This window comes from Agrobacterium tumefaciens (genome assembly GCF_005221385.1).
In the GTDB taxonomy this organism is placed as follows: Bacteria; Pseudomonadota; Alphaproteobacteria; order Rhizobiales; family Rhizobiaceae; genus Agrobacterium; species Agrobacterium tomkonis.
Genome location: NZ_CP039903.1, coordinates 961,897 through 974,737 on the forward strand (window position 1 = coordinate 961,897; position 12,841 = coordinate 974,737).

Consider the following 12,841-nt stretch of genomic DNA (forward strand, 5'->3'; position numbering starts at 1 on the left):
TTCAAGAAGAATAAAGCCCCTCGCAGCAACGGCTGCGGGGGGCTTTTCTTTGTGCGATGCCTGCCCGGCATTCGAGGAATTTCCGGGGACGACGTAAGCGCCTTGTGCCTGAATAATACGTAGAAACTAGGAGGCGGCGCGTTTTCGCTTTTCGTGGAGAAGCGGACATGCCCCTGAAATATCGGGTATCCTGATGAATCCAGTAACCGCAATCCTCATTCACGTGTCCGATCCCGCCGAAGGGTTGCTTTGGTACGGTAGAGCATTTCCGGAGGCGGTTGCATCGGTCAGCCTTCCTTCCGGCTTCGAGTTCCTGCGGATCGGCGATATCCAGCTGGAAATCGTTCCCGCTGATGAGAAGGTTTCAAGCGGGGCGGCAGGGTCTGTCGTCTATTGGTGGACGGAGGATTTCGGCCGGTCACTCGCACATCTGCGGGACGCGGGCGCTGTTCTTTATCGCGGCCCGATGAAAATCGATCAGGAACTCTGGATGTGCCAGTTCCGTGACCCCTGGGGCAACTGTATCGGCGTTCGCGGACCCATGGCCGCGGATACGCCATAACGCTCCTCACCGCTTGAGGCATCCCTGCGTTGCATCCCGACAATCAGGTGGAGGAAAGCTTCGTCTGCCATTTTGCGTTTGGAGCGGATTGCGCTTTACTGATAAAGTCTTACAACTGATTTGCAGCGCGATGTGACGGAAATGTGAATTGCCGTCGGCGACCCGGTTCCTGATCCCTTGGGATAACCGGAAATGTCGGGAGTAATAGCCGGCGCTGGGTTTTGTTGAATTTCACGGTTCTGCCGGTGCGCGGGGCCGTCTCTTCCGGCGACTTGAAATCGGTGTTTCGAAACTCCACTTTCAGTCTCGAGAAATGAATATGCCGAACGCCCCCAAGACGTTCGGCAAAGTGTCCCGAAAGGGACCATGGAAAGGAAATGATATGACGAACATCACGTCTGCGGCATCTGGCGGTACCTATCCGGTACTTCCCCTGCGCGACATTGTCGTTTTCCCGCATATGATCGTTCCCCTGTTCGTCGGGCGGGAAAAATCCATTCGTGCGCTCGAAGAGGTCATGGGTTCGGACAAGCAGATCATGCTCGTCACCCAGATCAATGCCAGCGATGACGATCCGACCCCGGATGCCATCCACAAGGTGGGCACCGTCGCCAACGTTCTCCAGCTTCTGAAGCTGCCGGACGGTACCGTGAAGGTGCTGGTGGAAGGCAAGGGCCGCGCCCAGATCGACGAATACACCGGCCGCGAGGATTTCTACGAAGCCTCCGCGACGCCGTTGCAGGAACCTGCGGAAGACCCGGTCGAGATCGAGGCGCTGTCGCGCTCCGTCGTTTCGGAATTCGAGAGCTATGTGAAGCTCAACAAGAAGATTTCGCCTGAGGTTGTCGGCGCTGCCGGTCAGATCGACGATTATTCGAAGCTTGCCGATACGGTTGCTTCGCACCTGTCGATCAAGATCACCGAAAAGCAGGAAATGCTGGAAACCGTCAGCGTGAAGCAGCGGCTTGAAAAGGCCCTCGGCTTCATGGAAGGCGAGATTTCCGTGCTTCAGGTCGAAAAGCGCATCCGCTCGCGCGTCAAGCGCCAGATGGAGAAGACCCAGCGCGAATATTATCTGAATGAACAGATGAAGGCGATCCAGAAGGAACTCGGTGACGGCGAGGATGGCCGTGACGAGATGGCCGAGCTGGAAGAGCGTATCGCCAAGACCAAGCTTTCCAAGGAGGCCAAGGAAAAGGCCGAGGCGGAAATGAAGAAGCTTCGCCAGATGAGCCCGATGTCCGCGGAAGCGACCGTCGTGCGCAACTATCTGGACTGGCTGCTGAGCCTGCCCTGGGGCAAGAAGTCGAAGGTGAAGACCGACCTCAACAGCGCGGAGACGATCCTCGATCAGGATCATTTCGGTCTGGACAAGGTCAAGGAACGCATCGTCGAATATCTGGCCGTACAGGCGCGTGCTACCAAGATTCGCGGACCCATCCTGTGCCTCGTCGGCCCTCCCGGCGTTGGCAAAACCTCGCTCGCCAAGTCGATCGCCAAGGCGACCGGCCGCGAATATGTGCGCATGGCGCTGGGCGGCGTTCGTGACGAGGCGGAAATCCGCGGTCATCGCCGCACCTATATCGGCTCCATGCCGGGCAAGATCGTTCAGTCCATGAAGAAGGCCAAGAAGGCGAACCCGCTCTTCCTGCTCGATGAAATCGACAAGATGGGCATGGATTTCCGTGGCGATCCGTCATCCGCACTGCTGGAGGTTCTCGATCCGGAACAGAACTCCACCTTCATGGACCATTACCTTGAAGTGGAATACGACCTGTCCGACGTGATGTTCGTAACCACGGCCAACACGCTGAACATTCCAGGCCCGCTGATGGACCGTATGGAAGTGATCCGCATCGCCGGTTACACGGAAGACGAAAAGCGCGAAATCGCCAAGCGTCACCTGCTGCCGAAGGCGATCAAGGAACATGCCCTGCGTCCGGAAGAGTTCTCGGTTACCGATGACGCTCTGATGATCGTCATCCAGCAGTACACCCGCGAAGCGGGCGTGCGCAGCTTCGAGCGCGAGCTGATGAAGCTGGCGCGCAAGGCTGTCACCGAGATCATCAAGGGCAAGGTCAAGTCCGTGGAAGTCACCGCCGCCAACGTTCCTGACTATCTGGGCGTTCCGCGGTTCCGCCACGGCGAGGCCGAGCGCGAGGATCAGGTCGGTGTCGTCACCGGTCTTGCCTGGACGGAAGTCGGCGGTGAGCTGCTCACCATCGAAGGCGTGATGATGCCGGGCAAGGGCCGCATGACGGTCACCGGCAACCTCAAGGAAGTGATGAAGGAATCCATTTCGGCGGCGGCCTCTTATGTCCGCTCGCGCGCCGTGGACTTCGGCATCGAACCGCCGCGTTTCGACAAGAGCGACATCCACGTCCACGTTCCGGAAGGTGCGACACCGAAGGACGGACCGTCCGCCGGTGTCGCCATGGCCACCGCCATCGTCTCCATCATGACCGGTATTCCGGTTTCGAAGGACGTGGCGATGACGGGCGAGATCACGCTTCGTGGTCGCGTATTGCCGATCGGCGGCCTTAAGGAAAAGCTGCTTGCAGCACTTCGCGGTGGCATCAAGAAGGTGCTGATCCCGGAAGAAAACGCCAAGGATCTGGCGGAGATTCCGGACAATGTGAAGAACGAGATGGAAATCATCCCGGTTTCGCGCATGGGCGAGGTGATCCAACACGCGCTGCTTCGCAAGCCGGAGCCCATCGAGTGGGACGGCAGCATCGAGACGCCGGTGATCGCCACGGTCGAAGGCGTCGACGACGCTGGTCAGACGATCGCGCATTGATACATGCATCGGTGCGGAAGCCGGAATCGGTTTTCGTAAAGAGCGGCGCATAGAATCAATGTGTTAGGTATCGGAAGACACCTGCGGTGCTTCGGCCCGTGTAAGTGATGCCAAATTGGCACGAATATGTGGAAGGCCGGCAGAAATGTCGGCCTTTTTTGTGAAAAAACCCGTAGACCCCTTGTTTTTCAGGCGATTCCAGCGCTTTTGAGTTGCTGCGCGCGGATGCGAATGTATTCTGCGCCGGCTTAATTTAGTCGTTTCAAACCATTGAAAGGGGTGGAAACATGAACAAGAACGAGCTCGTCTCTGCTGTTGCCGAAAAGGCTGGTCTCACGAAGGCAGATGCTGCTTCCGCTGTTGATGCCGTATTCGAAACCGTACAGAACGAACTGAAGAGCGGTGGCGACATCCGCCTCGCTGGCTTCGGCAGCTTCTCCGTTAGCCGCCGTGAAGCCTCCAAGGGTCGTAACCCTTCCACGGGTGCTGAAGTCGATATCCCGGCTCGCAACGTACCGAAGTTTTCCGCAGGCAAGGGCCTGAAGGACGCTGTTAACTCGTAAGGTTTCCGGAAGGCCGTGATGCCCGGCGGCGGGCATACGGTTTTTCAGGTTCACGAGGAAGCATGTTTTGACGCGCTCACACCATCAGCAGGCATGAAGAGGCCAGTCTTTCGAAAGTCTCTTTCGGACAGGCCAGTTTCTCAGCCAGTATGGTGTGGATTGAAAGTGTCGATACGTGGCTGTGTAGCTTCCATCCGGACACACGGCGTTTCGATACGCGGAATGCGCATAAACACGAAAGCCCGGCCTTCATGGCCGGGCTTTTTGATTCACCCGACAGGAAATGTCATGCCACTGTCATGTCTTTGACGCAGAAGCCATGGGGTATTTCTGGACCCAAGGGGGATTATAATGGCGTTCCGATTTTCTCATGTGGCTTTAACTGCCGCGCTGCTGACATCCGCAGCCTTCCCGGCCGCTGCCGAGCCGGTTTTCAACCGTATCGCATCTTTCCCGGTGGCGAAAAACCTGCCCGCGGACAAGGATGCCAAGTCCGTCACGTCGGCTGAAATCGTCACCGCCAGCGAAGACGGCATGACGCTGATCTATTCGGACAGCCCGCTTGGCGGCATCGGCTTCATCGACATCACCGACGCCAAGGCCCCCAAGGCCGGCGGTGCTTTGCTGCTCGAAGGCGAGCCGACCTCGGTCGCCGTTGCCGGCGTCAAGGTTCTCGCCGGCGTCAACACCTCTGAAAGCTTCGTCAAGCCATCAGGCAAGCTGGTAACGGTCGATATCGCCACCAAGAAGATCGAGGCAAGCTGTGATCTCGGTGGCCAGCCCGATTCGGTTGCCGTCTCTCCGGACAAGACCTTCGCCGCCATCGCGATCGAGAACGAGCGCGACGAAGAGGTGAACGAAGGCGCCCTGCCGCAGATGCCGGCGGGTTATCTGGTGACGGTCGCTCTGAAGAACGGCGTTGCAGACTGCGCGACACTGAAGAAGATCGACGTGACCGGTCTTGCAGAAATCGCCCCGGAAGATCCGGAGCCGGAATTCGTTTCGATCAACGCCAATGGCGAGATCGCGCTCACGCTGCAGGAAAACAACCATATCGTTATCATCGACGGCAAGACCGGCACGGTGAAGACGCATTTCTCCGCCGGCAAGGTCGATCTTGAAGGTATTGACACCAAGAGCGACGGCCAGCTGAAGTTCACCGACAAGCAGGAAGGCCGCAAGCGCGAGCCGGACGCCGTGAAGTGGCTGGACAATGACCGTCTCGTCATCGCCAATGAAGGCGACTGGCAGGGCGGTTCGCGCGGCTTCACCATCTTCGACAAGACCGGCAAGCTTCTCTATGAAGCTGGCTCTTCGCTTGAGCATGCGGTTGCGGCCATCGGCCACTATCCGGAAAAGCGCTCCAAGGCCAAGGGCATCGAGCCGGAAGGTCTGGAAGCGGCAACATTCGGCGACCAGAAATATTTCTTCGTGCTTGCCGAGCGCGCCTCTGTCGTCGCTGTCTACAAGGACACCGGCAAGGAGCCGGAACTGACCCAGCTCCTGCCTTCGGGCGTTTCGCCGGAAGGCGCAGTCGCCATCCCGTCGCGTAATCTTCTTGTCACGGCGAACGAGGTGGATCTGGTCGAAGACGGCGGCGTTCGCTCGCACGTCATGCTTTATGAGCGCGCTGAAGGCGAAGCAGCCTATCCGCAGCTGGTTTCCGCCACCGTCGACGGCGCACCGATCGGCTGGGGCGCTCTTTCCGGCCTGGTCGGCGATGCCGAGAAGCCTGGCATTCTCTATGCCGTTTCCGACTCGGTTTATGGCAACCAGCCGTCGATCTACACTATCGACGCAACGAAGAAGCCCGCCACCATCACCAGCGTCCTGCGCGTCAAGCGTGACGGTATCGCCGCCCAGAAACTCGATATCGAAGGCATCACGCTGGACGGCAAGGGCGGCTTCTGGCTGGCTTCTGAAGGCGACAGCGCCAAGCTCGTTCCGCATGCGCTCTACAACGTCAACGCCAAGGGTGAAATCAAGGCTGAGATTGCGCTGCCGAAGGAACTGCTTGCCGGCGACACCCGCTTCGGTTTCGAAGGCGTGACCATGATCGGCAAGGGCGACGACGCGACGCTGTGGATGGCCGTGCAGCGTGAATGGGGCACGGACGAGAAGGGCTTCGTCAAGCTCGTCTCCTACAACCCGAAGTCCAAGGAATGGGGCGCCGTGCGTTACCCGCTCGACAAGACCGAGGCGGGCTGGGTCGGCCTTTCTGAAATCACCGCACAGGGCGAATATGTCTATATCGTCGAGCGTGACAACCAGATCGGCGACAAGGCAAAGATCAAGAAGCTCTACCGCGTCGCGATCGCAGACCTGAAGCCGGGCAAGATCGGTGGCGAACTGCCGCTGGTGGCCAAGCAGGAAGCGCATGACTTCCTGCCCGACCTCAAGGCCCAGACCAACGGTTATGTCGTTGACAAGCTGGAAGGCTTCACCTTCGACAAGGCAGGAACGGCCTATGCCGTGACCGACAATGACGGCGTCGACGATTCGTCCGGCGAAACGCTGTTTTTCACCGTCAATCTGAAGGCGATCAACTGATCGCCGCAGATGGTGCACAAATGAGAAAAAGCCGGGCATAGCCCGGCTTTTTTTGCGGCAGAGGTAACCCGCCTGTTTGGTGCGATATCTCACAATGCAGGCTGTTAAGCTGACATTGCCGCTTCGGTATCGGTCATCGGTGATTTGTCGGGGGACATGGTGCAAAAGCCGAGGACCGGTCGCAAGGGATCATCGCCCCATGGAATTCTTGCTTTTGGGAGTATTGTCTTTTTCCGAGTCCTGCTGAACCCAGCGGAAAAAAATATAAACGGGCAGCGCAATGAGCGCGAGTGTTACAAACGCGTCGACCATGGTTTCATCCATCATTTCTACCGCTCATCATGAAACGGCTTGAAAACAATGCCTGAAATCCCTTTAAAAAGTCTGAATCTGCTTGTTTTCCGGTATGTTGCAGGGTGGAACACAGTCCAGCCGCCGCTGTCATAATATGAAGCAGCAGTGCCGATTTGGCATGGACGCAAATAGGAAAAAGCGATTCCGCCTGTCCAGAAGCTCAGCCCGGTTCCGCTAAATCGCATTGGCGAGGGTAGGGGGATGATTCTCGATGCCGGAAATTAACGGCACACAAAAGCGCGATCCGGAAAGCGCCCGTCTTAAACTGCACGAAGATTTGGTGATTTGAAGAATGGTGGGCGATGAGAGACTCGAACTCCCGACATCCTCGGTGTAAACGAGGCGCTCTACCAACTGAGCTAATCGCCCTTCGCGTGCTTCGGATCATGTCCGCCGCGTCGGTGGCCGTGATGTATTCGGATCGGAAAAAAACCGCAAGGGCTTTTGTGAAGTTTTTTTGTTTTTTTTGCCGATGGCTTTTTCCTTCTTCGGAGGTTGGTGGCGAAAAGCCGGGAACTGTGGGCTTTCCGGTGAAAAACGAATCCCCAGCTGCCTCAAGCGACATGCGGAAAACCAGCCCGAGGCGCCCATGGCTGTGGACAAGTTTTTTGTTTTCGTTGGGAAAAGCCCGCAGAACAAGGCATTTGCGCCAGCACCCGTCAAAGGCTTCTCAGTTTTTCCCGATCAAAATGCAGAAGCTTATTCTTTTGTCGTGAAACCTGCTTGACACCCCCGCACGAACGCCGTAGTTAGCCGCTCAACGAACAGCCGAGGCTGGTTCGTACGGCGGGACAAGGTCCTGTCCGTCAGGAGATGCGGGTGTAGCTCAGTTGGTTAGAGTGCCGGCCTGTCACGCCGGAGGTCGCGGGTTCGAGCCCCGTCACTCGCGCCATCCTGTTCCTCGGAAATAAACGCAGATGAATATCTGCGATGCGCGGGTGTAGCTCAGTCGGTTAGAGTGCCGGCCTGTCACGCCGGAGGTCGCGGGTTCGAGCCCCGTCACTCGCGCCATTTCTCTTCCTGAAATGACTCCTGAAAAAAGCCAACCGAAGCGCCAGCCGGGCGCCTTGGCATTGGCGATTTCGCCGCCTGATTCCGGCCCGCGCAAGCACGATTTTTCCTGCCCTTTTCAGTCAAGTTTCGATTTCTGAAAATCGTCACTTCGTTGCCTTTTTGACATAAAATTCGTGTGACTTTTTTGCGGTTGCGTCCTTCAATCGATTATTATTGTATTTGAGGGGCTTAGGTCGGAATTGTGGCCCAAATTTGCGTCAATTCCGGCAATATTGTTGCCAATCGATGCGGCAGGTGTCTTGAAATGGTGCCTAAACTCTTGCAGAGAGGGCGCGGCTGCGCTAACCACTTTGGCGTTGCAACATATTTGTGCGCCTTGAGACTTATCAGTCGCAAAGGCAGGTCCGGCACCCGGCCGGGCAAGGAAGAGACCATGACTGAACTCCTCAGTTCCTACATTCCGATCGCAATATTCATCGGTATCGCTCTTGTCATTGGCCTGGCGCTTCTCATTGCGCCGTTTGCTGTCGCTTACAAGGCGCCGGACCCGGAAAAGCTTTCCGCTTTCGAGTGCGGTTTCAATGCCTTCGACGATGCCCGCATGAAGTTCGATATCCGCTTTTACCTGGTGTCGATCCTCTTTATCATCTTCGATCTGGAAGTGGCCTTCCTGTTCCCCTGGGCGGTGTCCTTCGGTGATATGGGCTGGTTCGGTTTCTGGTCGATGATGGTGTTCCTTGGCGTCCTCACCATCGGCTTTATCTATGAGTGGAAGAAGGGAGCGCTGGAATGGGCATGAGCCAGAACAACAGCACGCTCGTTGCGCCGCAGCCGAAGGGGATCATCGATCCCGCGACCGGCAAGCCGGTTGGCAGCAACGATGCCTACTTCACGGAAATCAATGACGAACTGGCCGACAAGGGCTTTCTCGTCACCTCGACTGACGAGCTGATCACCTGGGCGCGTACCGGCTCCCTGATGTGGATGCAGTTCGGTCTCGCCTGCTGCGCCGTCGAAGGCCTGATGCAGGCTTCCGGTCCGCGTTATGACATGGAGCGCTTCGGTGTCGCCCCGCGCGCTTCGCCGCGCCAGTCTGACGTGATGATCGTTGCCGGCACGCTGACCAACAAGATGGCGCCGGCGCTGCGCAAGGTCTATGACCAGATGCCTGAGCCGCGTTACGTCATCTCCATGGGCTCCTGCGCCAATGGCGGCGGTTATTACCACTATTCCTACGCAGTCGTGCGCGGTTGCGACCGCGTCGTGCCGGTGGATATTTACGTTCCGGGCTGTCCCCCCACGGCGGAAGCGCTGCTTTACGGCGTCCTTCTGCTGCAGAAGAAGATCCGGCGTACCGGTACGATCGAGCGCTAAGGGCAAAGGACGGATAGATAATGAGCGAAGCTCTCAACGATCTTGCTGCTTACGTTAAGGAAGCGCGCGGTTCTCTCGTGGTATCTGCCGATATCGCCTATGGCGAGTTGACGCTGAACACGACCACTGAAAGCGTGATCGCGCTTTTGACCTTCCTGCGCGACGACGTGCAGTGCGGTTTCGTCAACATCATCGATATTTGCGGCGTTGACTGGCCGCAGCGCGAGAAGCGTTTCGATGTCGTCTATCACCTGCTGTCGCCGCGCCAGAACCTGCGCGTGCGCATCAAGCTGCAGGTGGCGGAAGACGAAGGCGTTCCTTCATCGACCTCCGTCTACATGGGCGCGGAATGGTTCGAGCGCGAAGCCTGGGATATGTATGGCATTCCTTTCGAGGGCCATAAGGACCTGCGTCGCATCCTCACCGACTATGGTTTCGAAGGCCATCCGCTGCGCAAGGATTTTCCGGTTACCGGCTTTGTTGAAGTGCGTTACGATGACGTTCTGAAACGGGTTCTTTATGAGCCGGTCGAACTGAAGCAGGAATTCCGTAACTTCGACTTCCTTTCCCCTTGGGAAGGAACCGAATATGTTCTCCCGGGTGACGAAAAGGCCAAGCAATGAGCCAAGCCCCCGCGACAGAGCATGGACAATGTCTTTGCGGCGCCGTTGGCTTCAATGCCGGCATTGGCGCCCGCGAATTCGGCGTTTGCCATTGCTCCATGTGCCGCCGCTGGTCCGGCGGAGCGTTCATGGCTGTCGAATGCGTTGATATCGCCTTCGAAAACGAAGAGAATCTCGGCGTCTATTCCTCGTCGGAATGGGGTGAGCGCTGCTTCTGCAAGACCTGCGGCAGCACGTTGATGTGGCGTTCCAAGGATGGCAAACATTTTGCCGTTTCGCTGCAGGCTTTCGACAACCCTTCCAGCTTCACCTTCGCGCAGCAGATTTTCACGGATGAGAAGCCCTCGAGCTACTCGTTCGCGCAAACCACGCAGAACATGACCGGCCCCGAATTCATCGCCATGATCACCTCGGCGGAGCACTAGAATGACTGAGCATAACGTCCGCAATTTCACGATCAACTTCGGTCCGGAACACCCGTCCGCGCACGGCGTGCTGCGTCTGGTTCTGGAACTGGACGGCGAAATCGTCGAGCGCGTCGATCCGCATATCGGTCTTCTGCATCGCGGCACCGAAAAGCTGATCGAGACCAAGACCTATCTGCAGGCCGTTCCCTATTTCGACCGTCTCGACTATGTCGCGCCGATGAACCAGGAACATGCTTTCGCGCTCGCCGTCGAAAAGCTGCTGGGCCTTGAAATCCCGATGCGCGGCCAGCTGATCCGCGTGCTTTATTCGGAAATCGGCCGCATCCTGTCGCACATCATGAACGTCACGACGCAGGCCATGGACGTTGGCGCGATGACGCCGCCGGTCTGGGGTTTCGAAGAACGCGAAAAGCTGATGGTGTTCTATGAGCGCGCCTGCGGCGCCCGCATGCACTCGGCCTATGTTCGTCCGGGCGGCGTGCATCAGGACCTGCCGCCGGAGCTGGTCGACGATATCGGCAAATGGTGCGATCCGTTCCTCACCGTTCTCGACAATATCGAGGGCCTGCTGACAGACAACCGTATCTACAAGCAGCGTAACGTCGATATTGGCGTCGTCTCGCTCGAAGATGCCTTTGCCTGGGGCTTTACGGGCGTGATGGTGCGCGGTTCCGGCGCTGCCTGGGATTTGCGTCGTTCGCAGCCTTACGAGTGCTATTCCGATCTGGAATTCGACATCCCCGTCGGCAAGAACGGCGACTGCTATGACCGTTACCTGATCCGCATGCAGGAAATGCGCGAATCGGTAAAAATCATGAAGCAGTGCGTCGATCTTCTGTCCGGCAAGCACCGCATCGGCCCGGTTTCCTCGCTTGACGGTAAGGTGGTTCCGCCCAAACGCGGTGAGATGAAGCGCTCGATGGAAGCGCTGATCCATCACTTCAAGCTTTACACCGAAGGTTACCACGTTCCCGCCGGCGAAGTTTACGCCGCCGTCGAAGCGCCGAAGGGCGAGTTCGGCGTCTATGTGGTCGCGGACGGTTCCAACAAGCCCTACCGCTGCAAAATCCGCGCTCCGGGTTACGCACACCTGCAGGCCATGGATTTCCTGTGCAAGGGCCATCAGCTTGCGGACGTTACAGCCGTTCTCGGCTCCCTCGACATCGTGTTCGGGGAGGTCGACCGCTGATGCGTCTGCCGCTGGCCATATTGGCTTTTCTTGCTGCGATGTCTGCCCCCGTTCTCGCCCAGACGGCGACGGGCGAGGGTGGCGTGTCGCTGTCAAGCGGCGGCGGTTCTACCATCAAGCAGCTTCTGTCGTCTGGATACGAGATCAAGGCCTCGGTTCCGAACGGCAGCAAGTTCATTGTGTTCATGCAAAAAGACAAGGCGGCTTACGCCTGCGAATTCGTCACGGTGGCGAGATCGCGTTGTGAGACGTTAAACTGAAAAGGCGTGAGGAAGTATGTCCGTTCGTCGACTAGCCGAAGATCAGTTCCAGCCCGTGGCGTTTGCCTTCAATGCGGAAAATACCGCATGGGCGGAAAAGACGATTCTGAAATATCCTGAGGGACGCCAGCAATCGGCGGTTATCCCGCTGCTCATGCGTGCGCAGGAGCAGGACGGCTGGGTTACCCGCGCCGCCATCGAAAAGATCGCCGACATGCTGGATATGGCCTATATCCGCGTCATGGAAGTGGCGACCTTCTATACGCAGTTCCAGCTTAAGCCGGTCGGCACACGCGCCCATGTTCAGGTTTGCGGCACCACGCCCTGCATGCTGCGCGGCTCCGAAGCGCTGATGGATGTCTGCCGCAAGAAGATCCATCACGATCCGCTGCACACCAATGAGAGCGGCACGCTGTCCTGGGAAGAAGTGGAATGTCAGGGCGCCTGCGTCAACGCGCCGATGGTCATCATCTTCAAGGATGCCTATGAGGACCTGACGCCCGAGCGCCTGGAAGAGATCATCGACACGTTCGAGGCAGGCAAGGGCGACACCGTCAAGACCGGCCCGCAGATCGACCGACACGAGTCGGTTCCAGTCGGTGGATTGACGACGCTGACGGAAGAGATCAAGCCGGATCGCTCCAATCTCGACAAGCCGGCCGAAGTGCCTGCGGATGCCGCACCGGTTCCGCCGTCGAATGCCGCCAAGCCGAAGACCGATGCGCCGGAAACCGATCCGAAGCTGAAGACACCGGCAAACGAGCCGAAGGCTGCTGAAGCCAATGTGAAGGCCGCCGAAAAGGAAGCTTCGGGATCTGCGAAGCCGTCGCTCGATTCCAAGGATCGCCCGGCCGGCATCGAAAAGCCCGCAACGCCTGATGACCTGAAGCTCATTTCCGGCGTCGGTCCGAAGATCGAAGGCACGCTGCACGAGCTCGGCATCTTCACCTTCGCGCAGGTCGCCGGCTGGAAAAAGGCCGAATGCGACTGGGTCGATGGTTATCTGAATTTCAAGGGCCGCATCGAACGCGACGAGTGGATCAAGCAGGCTGAGGCGCTCGCCAAGGGTGGCGAAGCCGAGTATATCAGGGTCTTCGGCAAGAAGCCGCGGTAAGAGGTGAAGC

The 12,841-nt window shown here is 57.9% G+C and carries 13 protein-coding genes and 3 tRNA genes; 14 read left to right on the plus strand and 2 right to left on the minus strand.

What is annotated here, in order from left to right; translation table 11 throughout:
• Positions 1 to 193 precede the first annotated feature (193 nt).
• From CFBP6623_RS04855 to CFBP6623_RS04875, 4 genes are all read left to right on the plus strand, one after another.
• Complete coding sequence (locus CFBP6623_RS04855; RefSeq protein ID WP_046800319.1) at positions 194 to 562, plus strand: VOC family protein; 369 nt, start codon at positions 194 to 196, stop codon at positions 560 to 562.
• A 382-nt stretch (positions 563 to 944) separates the two neighbouring features.
• A complete protein-coding gene (gene lon, locus CFBP6623_RS04865) occupies positions 945 to 3,362 on the plus strand; it encodes an endopeptidase La (protein WP_046800318.1) in 2,418 nt (805 codons plus the stop codon).
• A 287-nt stretch (positions 3,363 to 3,649) separates the two neighbouring features.
• Positions 3,650 to 3,925, plus strand: a complete 276-nt coding sequence (gene hupB / locus CFBP6623_RS04870; RefSeq protein ID WP_003496481.1) for a DNA-binding protein HupB — start codon at positions 3,650 to 3,652, stop codon at positions 3,923 to 3,925.
• Positions 3,926 to 4,276: 351 nt separating this feature from the next.
• Positions 4,277 to 6,475, plus strand: coding sequence for an esterase-like activity of phytase family protein (locus tag CFBP6623_RS04875; protein WP_080842161.1), 2,199 nt, complete (start codon positions 4,277 to 4,279; stop codon positions 6,473 to 6,475).
• Positions 6,476 to 6,664: 189 nt separating this feature from the next.
• Here the strand turns inward: CFBP6623_RS04875 and CFBP6623_RS26690 are convergent, their stop codons facing one another.
• Positions 6,665 to 6,802, minus strand: coding sequence for a hypothetical protein (locus tag CFBP6623_RS26690; protein ID WP_156393987.1), 138 nt, complete (start codon positions 6,800 to 6,802; stop codon positions 6,665 to 6,667).
• Positions 6,803 to 7,122: 320 nt separating this feature from the next.
• Positions 7,123 to 7,198: transfer RNA gene (locus CFBP6623_RS04880), tRNA-Val, on the minus strand.
• A 220-nt stretch (positions 7,199 to 7,418) separates the two neighbouring features.
• Between CFBP6623_RS04880 and CFBP6623_RS26695 the strand changes: the two genes are divergently transcribed.
• From CFBP6623_RS26695 to CFBP6623_RS04925, 10 genes are all read left to right on the plus strand, one after another.
• A complete protein-coding gene (locus CFBP6623_RS26695) occupies positions 7,419 to 7,556 on the plus strand; it encodes a hypothetical protein (protein ID WP_156316040.1) in 138 nt (45 codons plus the stop codon).
• Positions 7,557 to 7,644: 88 nt separating this feature from the next.
• Positions 7,645 to 7,721 (plus strand) — tRNA-Asp (locus tag CFBP6623_RS04885).
• 42 nt (positions 7,722 to 7,763) lie between these two features.
• A tRNA-Asp gene (locus CFBP6623_RS04890) sits at positions 7,764 to 7,840 on the plus strand.
• A gap of 436 nt (positions 7,841 to 8,276) precedes the next feature.
• Positions 8,277 to 8,642 carry an NADH-quinone oxidoreductase subunit A gene (locus CFBP6623_RS04895; protein WP_046800315.1) on the plus strand — a complete coding sequence of 122 codons (366 nt, stop codon included), beginning with the start codon at positions 8,277 to 8,279 and terminating at the stop codon, positions 8,640 to 8,642.
• Positions 8,633 to 9,217, plus strand: a complete 585-nt coding sequence (locus CFBP6623_RS04900) for a NuoB/complex I 20 kDa subunit family protein (RefSeq protein ID WP_003512655.1) — start codon at positions 8,633 to 8,635, stop codon at positions 9,215 to 9,217. The genes CFBP6623_RS04895 and CFBP6623_RS04900 overlap by 10 nt, the downstream gene beginning before the upstream one ends.
• A 20-nt stretch (positions 9,218 to 9,237) precedes the next feature.
• Positions 9,238 to 9,840 (plus strand): NADH-quinone oxidoreductase subunit C, encoded by a 603-nt coding sequence (locus tag CFBP6623_RS04905; protein WP_046800314.1) that lies wholly within the window; start codon positions 9,238 to 9,240, stop codon positions 9,838 to 9,840.
• Positions 9,837 to 10,265, plus strand: coding sequence for a GFA family protein (locus CFBP6623_RS04910; protein WP_046800313.1), 429 nt, complete (start codon positions 9,837 to 9,839; stop codon positions 10,263 to 10,265). The genes CFBP6623_RS04905 and CFBP6623_RS04910 overlap by 4 nt, the downstream gene beginning before the upstream one ends.
• A 1-nt stretch (position 10,266) precedes the next feature.
• On the plus strand, positions 10,267 to 11,457 hold the full coding sequence (locus tag CFBP6623_RS04915; protein ID WP_020012326.1) for an NADH-quinone oxidoreductase subunit D: 1,191 nt from the start codon (positions 10,267 to 10,269) through the stop codon (positions 11,455 to 11,457).
• Entirely contained in the window at positions 11,457 to 11,717 is a 261-nt protein-coding gene (locus CFBP6623_RS04920; RefSeq protein WP_046800312.1) for a hypothetical protein, read from the plus strand. The genes CFBP6623_RS04915 and CFBP6623_RS04920 overlap by 1 nt, the downstream gene beginning before the upstream one ends.
• Before the next feature lie 16 nt (positions 11,718 to 11,733).
• Complete coding sequence (locus tag CFBP6623_RS04925; protein ID WP_035242579.1) at positions 11,734 to 12,831, plus strand: NADH-quinone oxidoreductase subunit E; 1,098 nt, start codon at positions 11,734 to 11,736, stop codon at positions 12,829 to 12,831.
• Positions 12,832 to 12,841: the final 10 nt, after the last annotated feature.

What these genes read in the sequence shown, in the direction of transcription:
- CFBP6623_RS04855 (WP_046800319.1), top strand. Translation starts at nt 194, where the DNA reads ATGAATCCAGTAACCGCAATCCTCATTCACGTGTCCGATCCCGCCGAA.
- lon (WP_046800318.1), top strand. Translation starts at nt 945, where the DNA reads ATGACGAACATCACGTCTGCGGCATCTGGCGGTACCTATCCGGTACTT.
- CFBP6623_RS04920 (WP_046800312.1), top strand. Translation starts at nt 11,457, where the DNA reads ATGCGTCTGCCGCTGGCCATATTGGCTTTTCTTGCTGCGATGTCTGCC.
- CFBP6623_RS26695 (WP_156316040.1), top strand. Translation starts at nt 7,419, where the DNA reads ATGGCTGTGGACAAGTTTTTTGTTTTCGTTGGGAAAAGCCCGCAGAAC.
- CFBP6623_RS04915 (WP_020012326.1), top strand. Translation starts at nt 10,267, where the DNA reads ATGACTGAGCATAACGTCCGCAATTTCACGATCAACTTCGGTCCGGAA.
- CFBP6623_RS04905 (WP_046800314.1), top strand. Translation starts at nt 9,238, where the DNA reads ATGAGCGAAGCTCTCAACGATCTTGCTGCTTACGTTAAGGAAGCGCGC.
- CFBP6623_RS04875 (WP_080842161.1), top strand. Translation starts at nt 4,277, where the DNA reads ATGGCGTTCCGATTTTCTCATGTGGCTTTAACTGCCGCGCTGCTGACA.
- CFBP6623_RS04910 (WP_046800313.1), top strand. Translation starts at nt 9,837, where the DNA reads ATGAGCCAAGCCCCCGCGACAGAGCATGGACAATGTCTTTGCGGCGCC.
- CFBP6623_RS04900 (WP_003512655.1), top strand. Translation starts at nt 8,633, where the DNA reads ATGGGCATGAGCCAGAACAACAGCACGCTCGTTGCGCCGCAGCCGAAG.
- CFBP6623_RS26690 (WP_156393987.1), bottom strand. Translation starts at nt 6,802, where the DNA reads ATGATGGATGAAACCATGGTCGACGCGTTTGTAACACTCGCGCTCATT.
- hupB (WP_003496481.1), top strand. Translation starts at nt 3,650, where the DNA reads ATGAACAAGAACGAGCTCGTCTCTGCTGTTGCCGAAAAGGCTGGTCTC.
- CFBP6623_RS04925 (WP_035242579.1), top strand. Translation starts at nt 11,734, where the DNA reads ATGTCCGTTCGTCGACTAGCCGAAGATCAGTTCCAGCCCGTGGCGTTT.
- CFBP6623_RS04895 (WP_046800315.1), top strand. Translation starts at nt 8,277, where the DNA reads ATGACTGAACTCCTCAGTTCCTACATTCCGATCGCAATATTCATCGGT.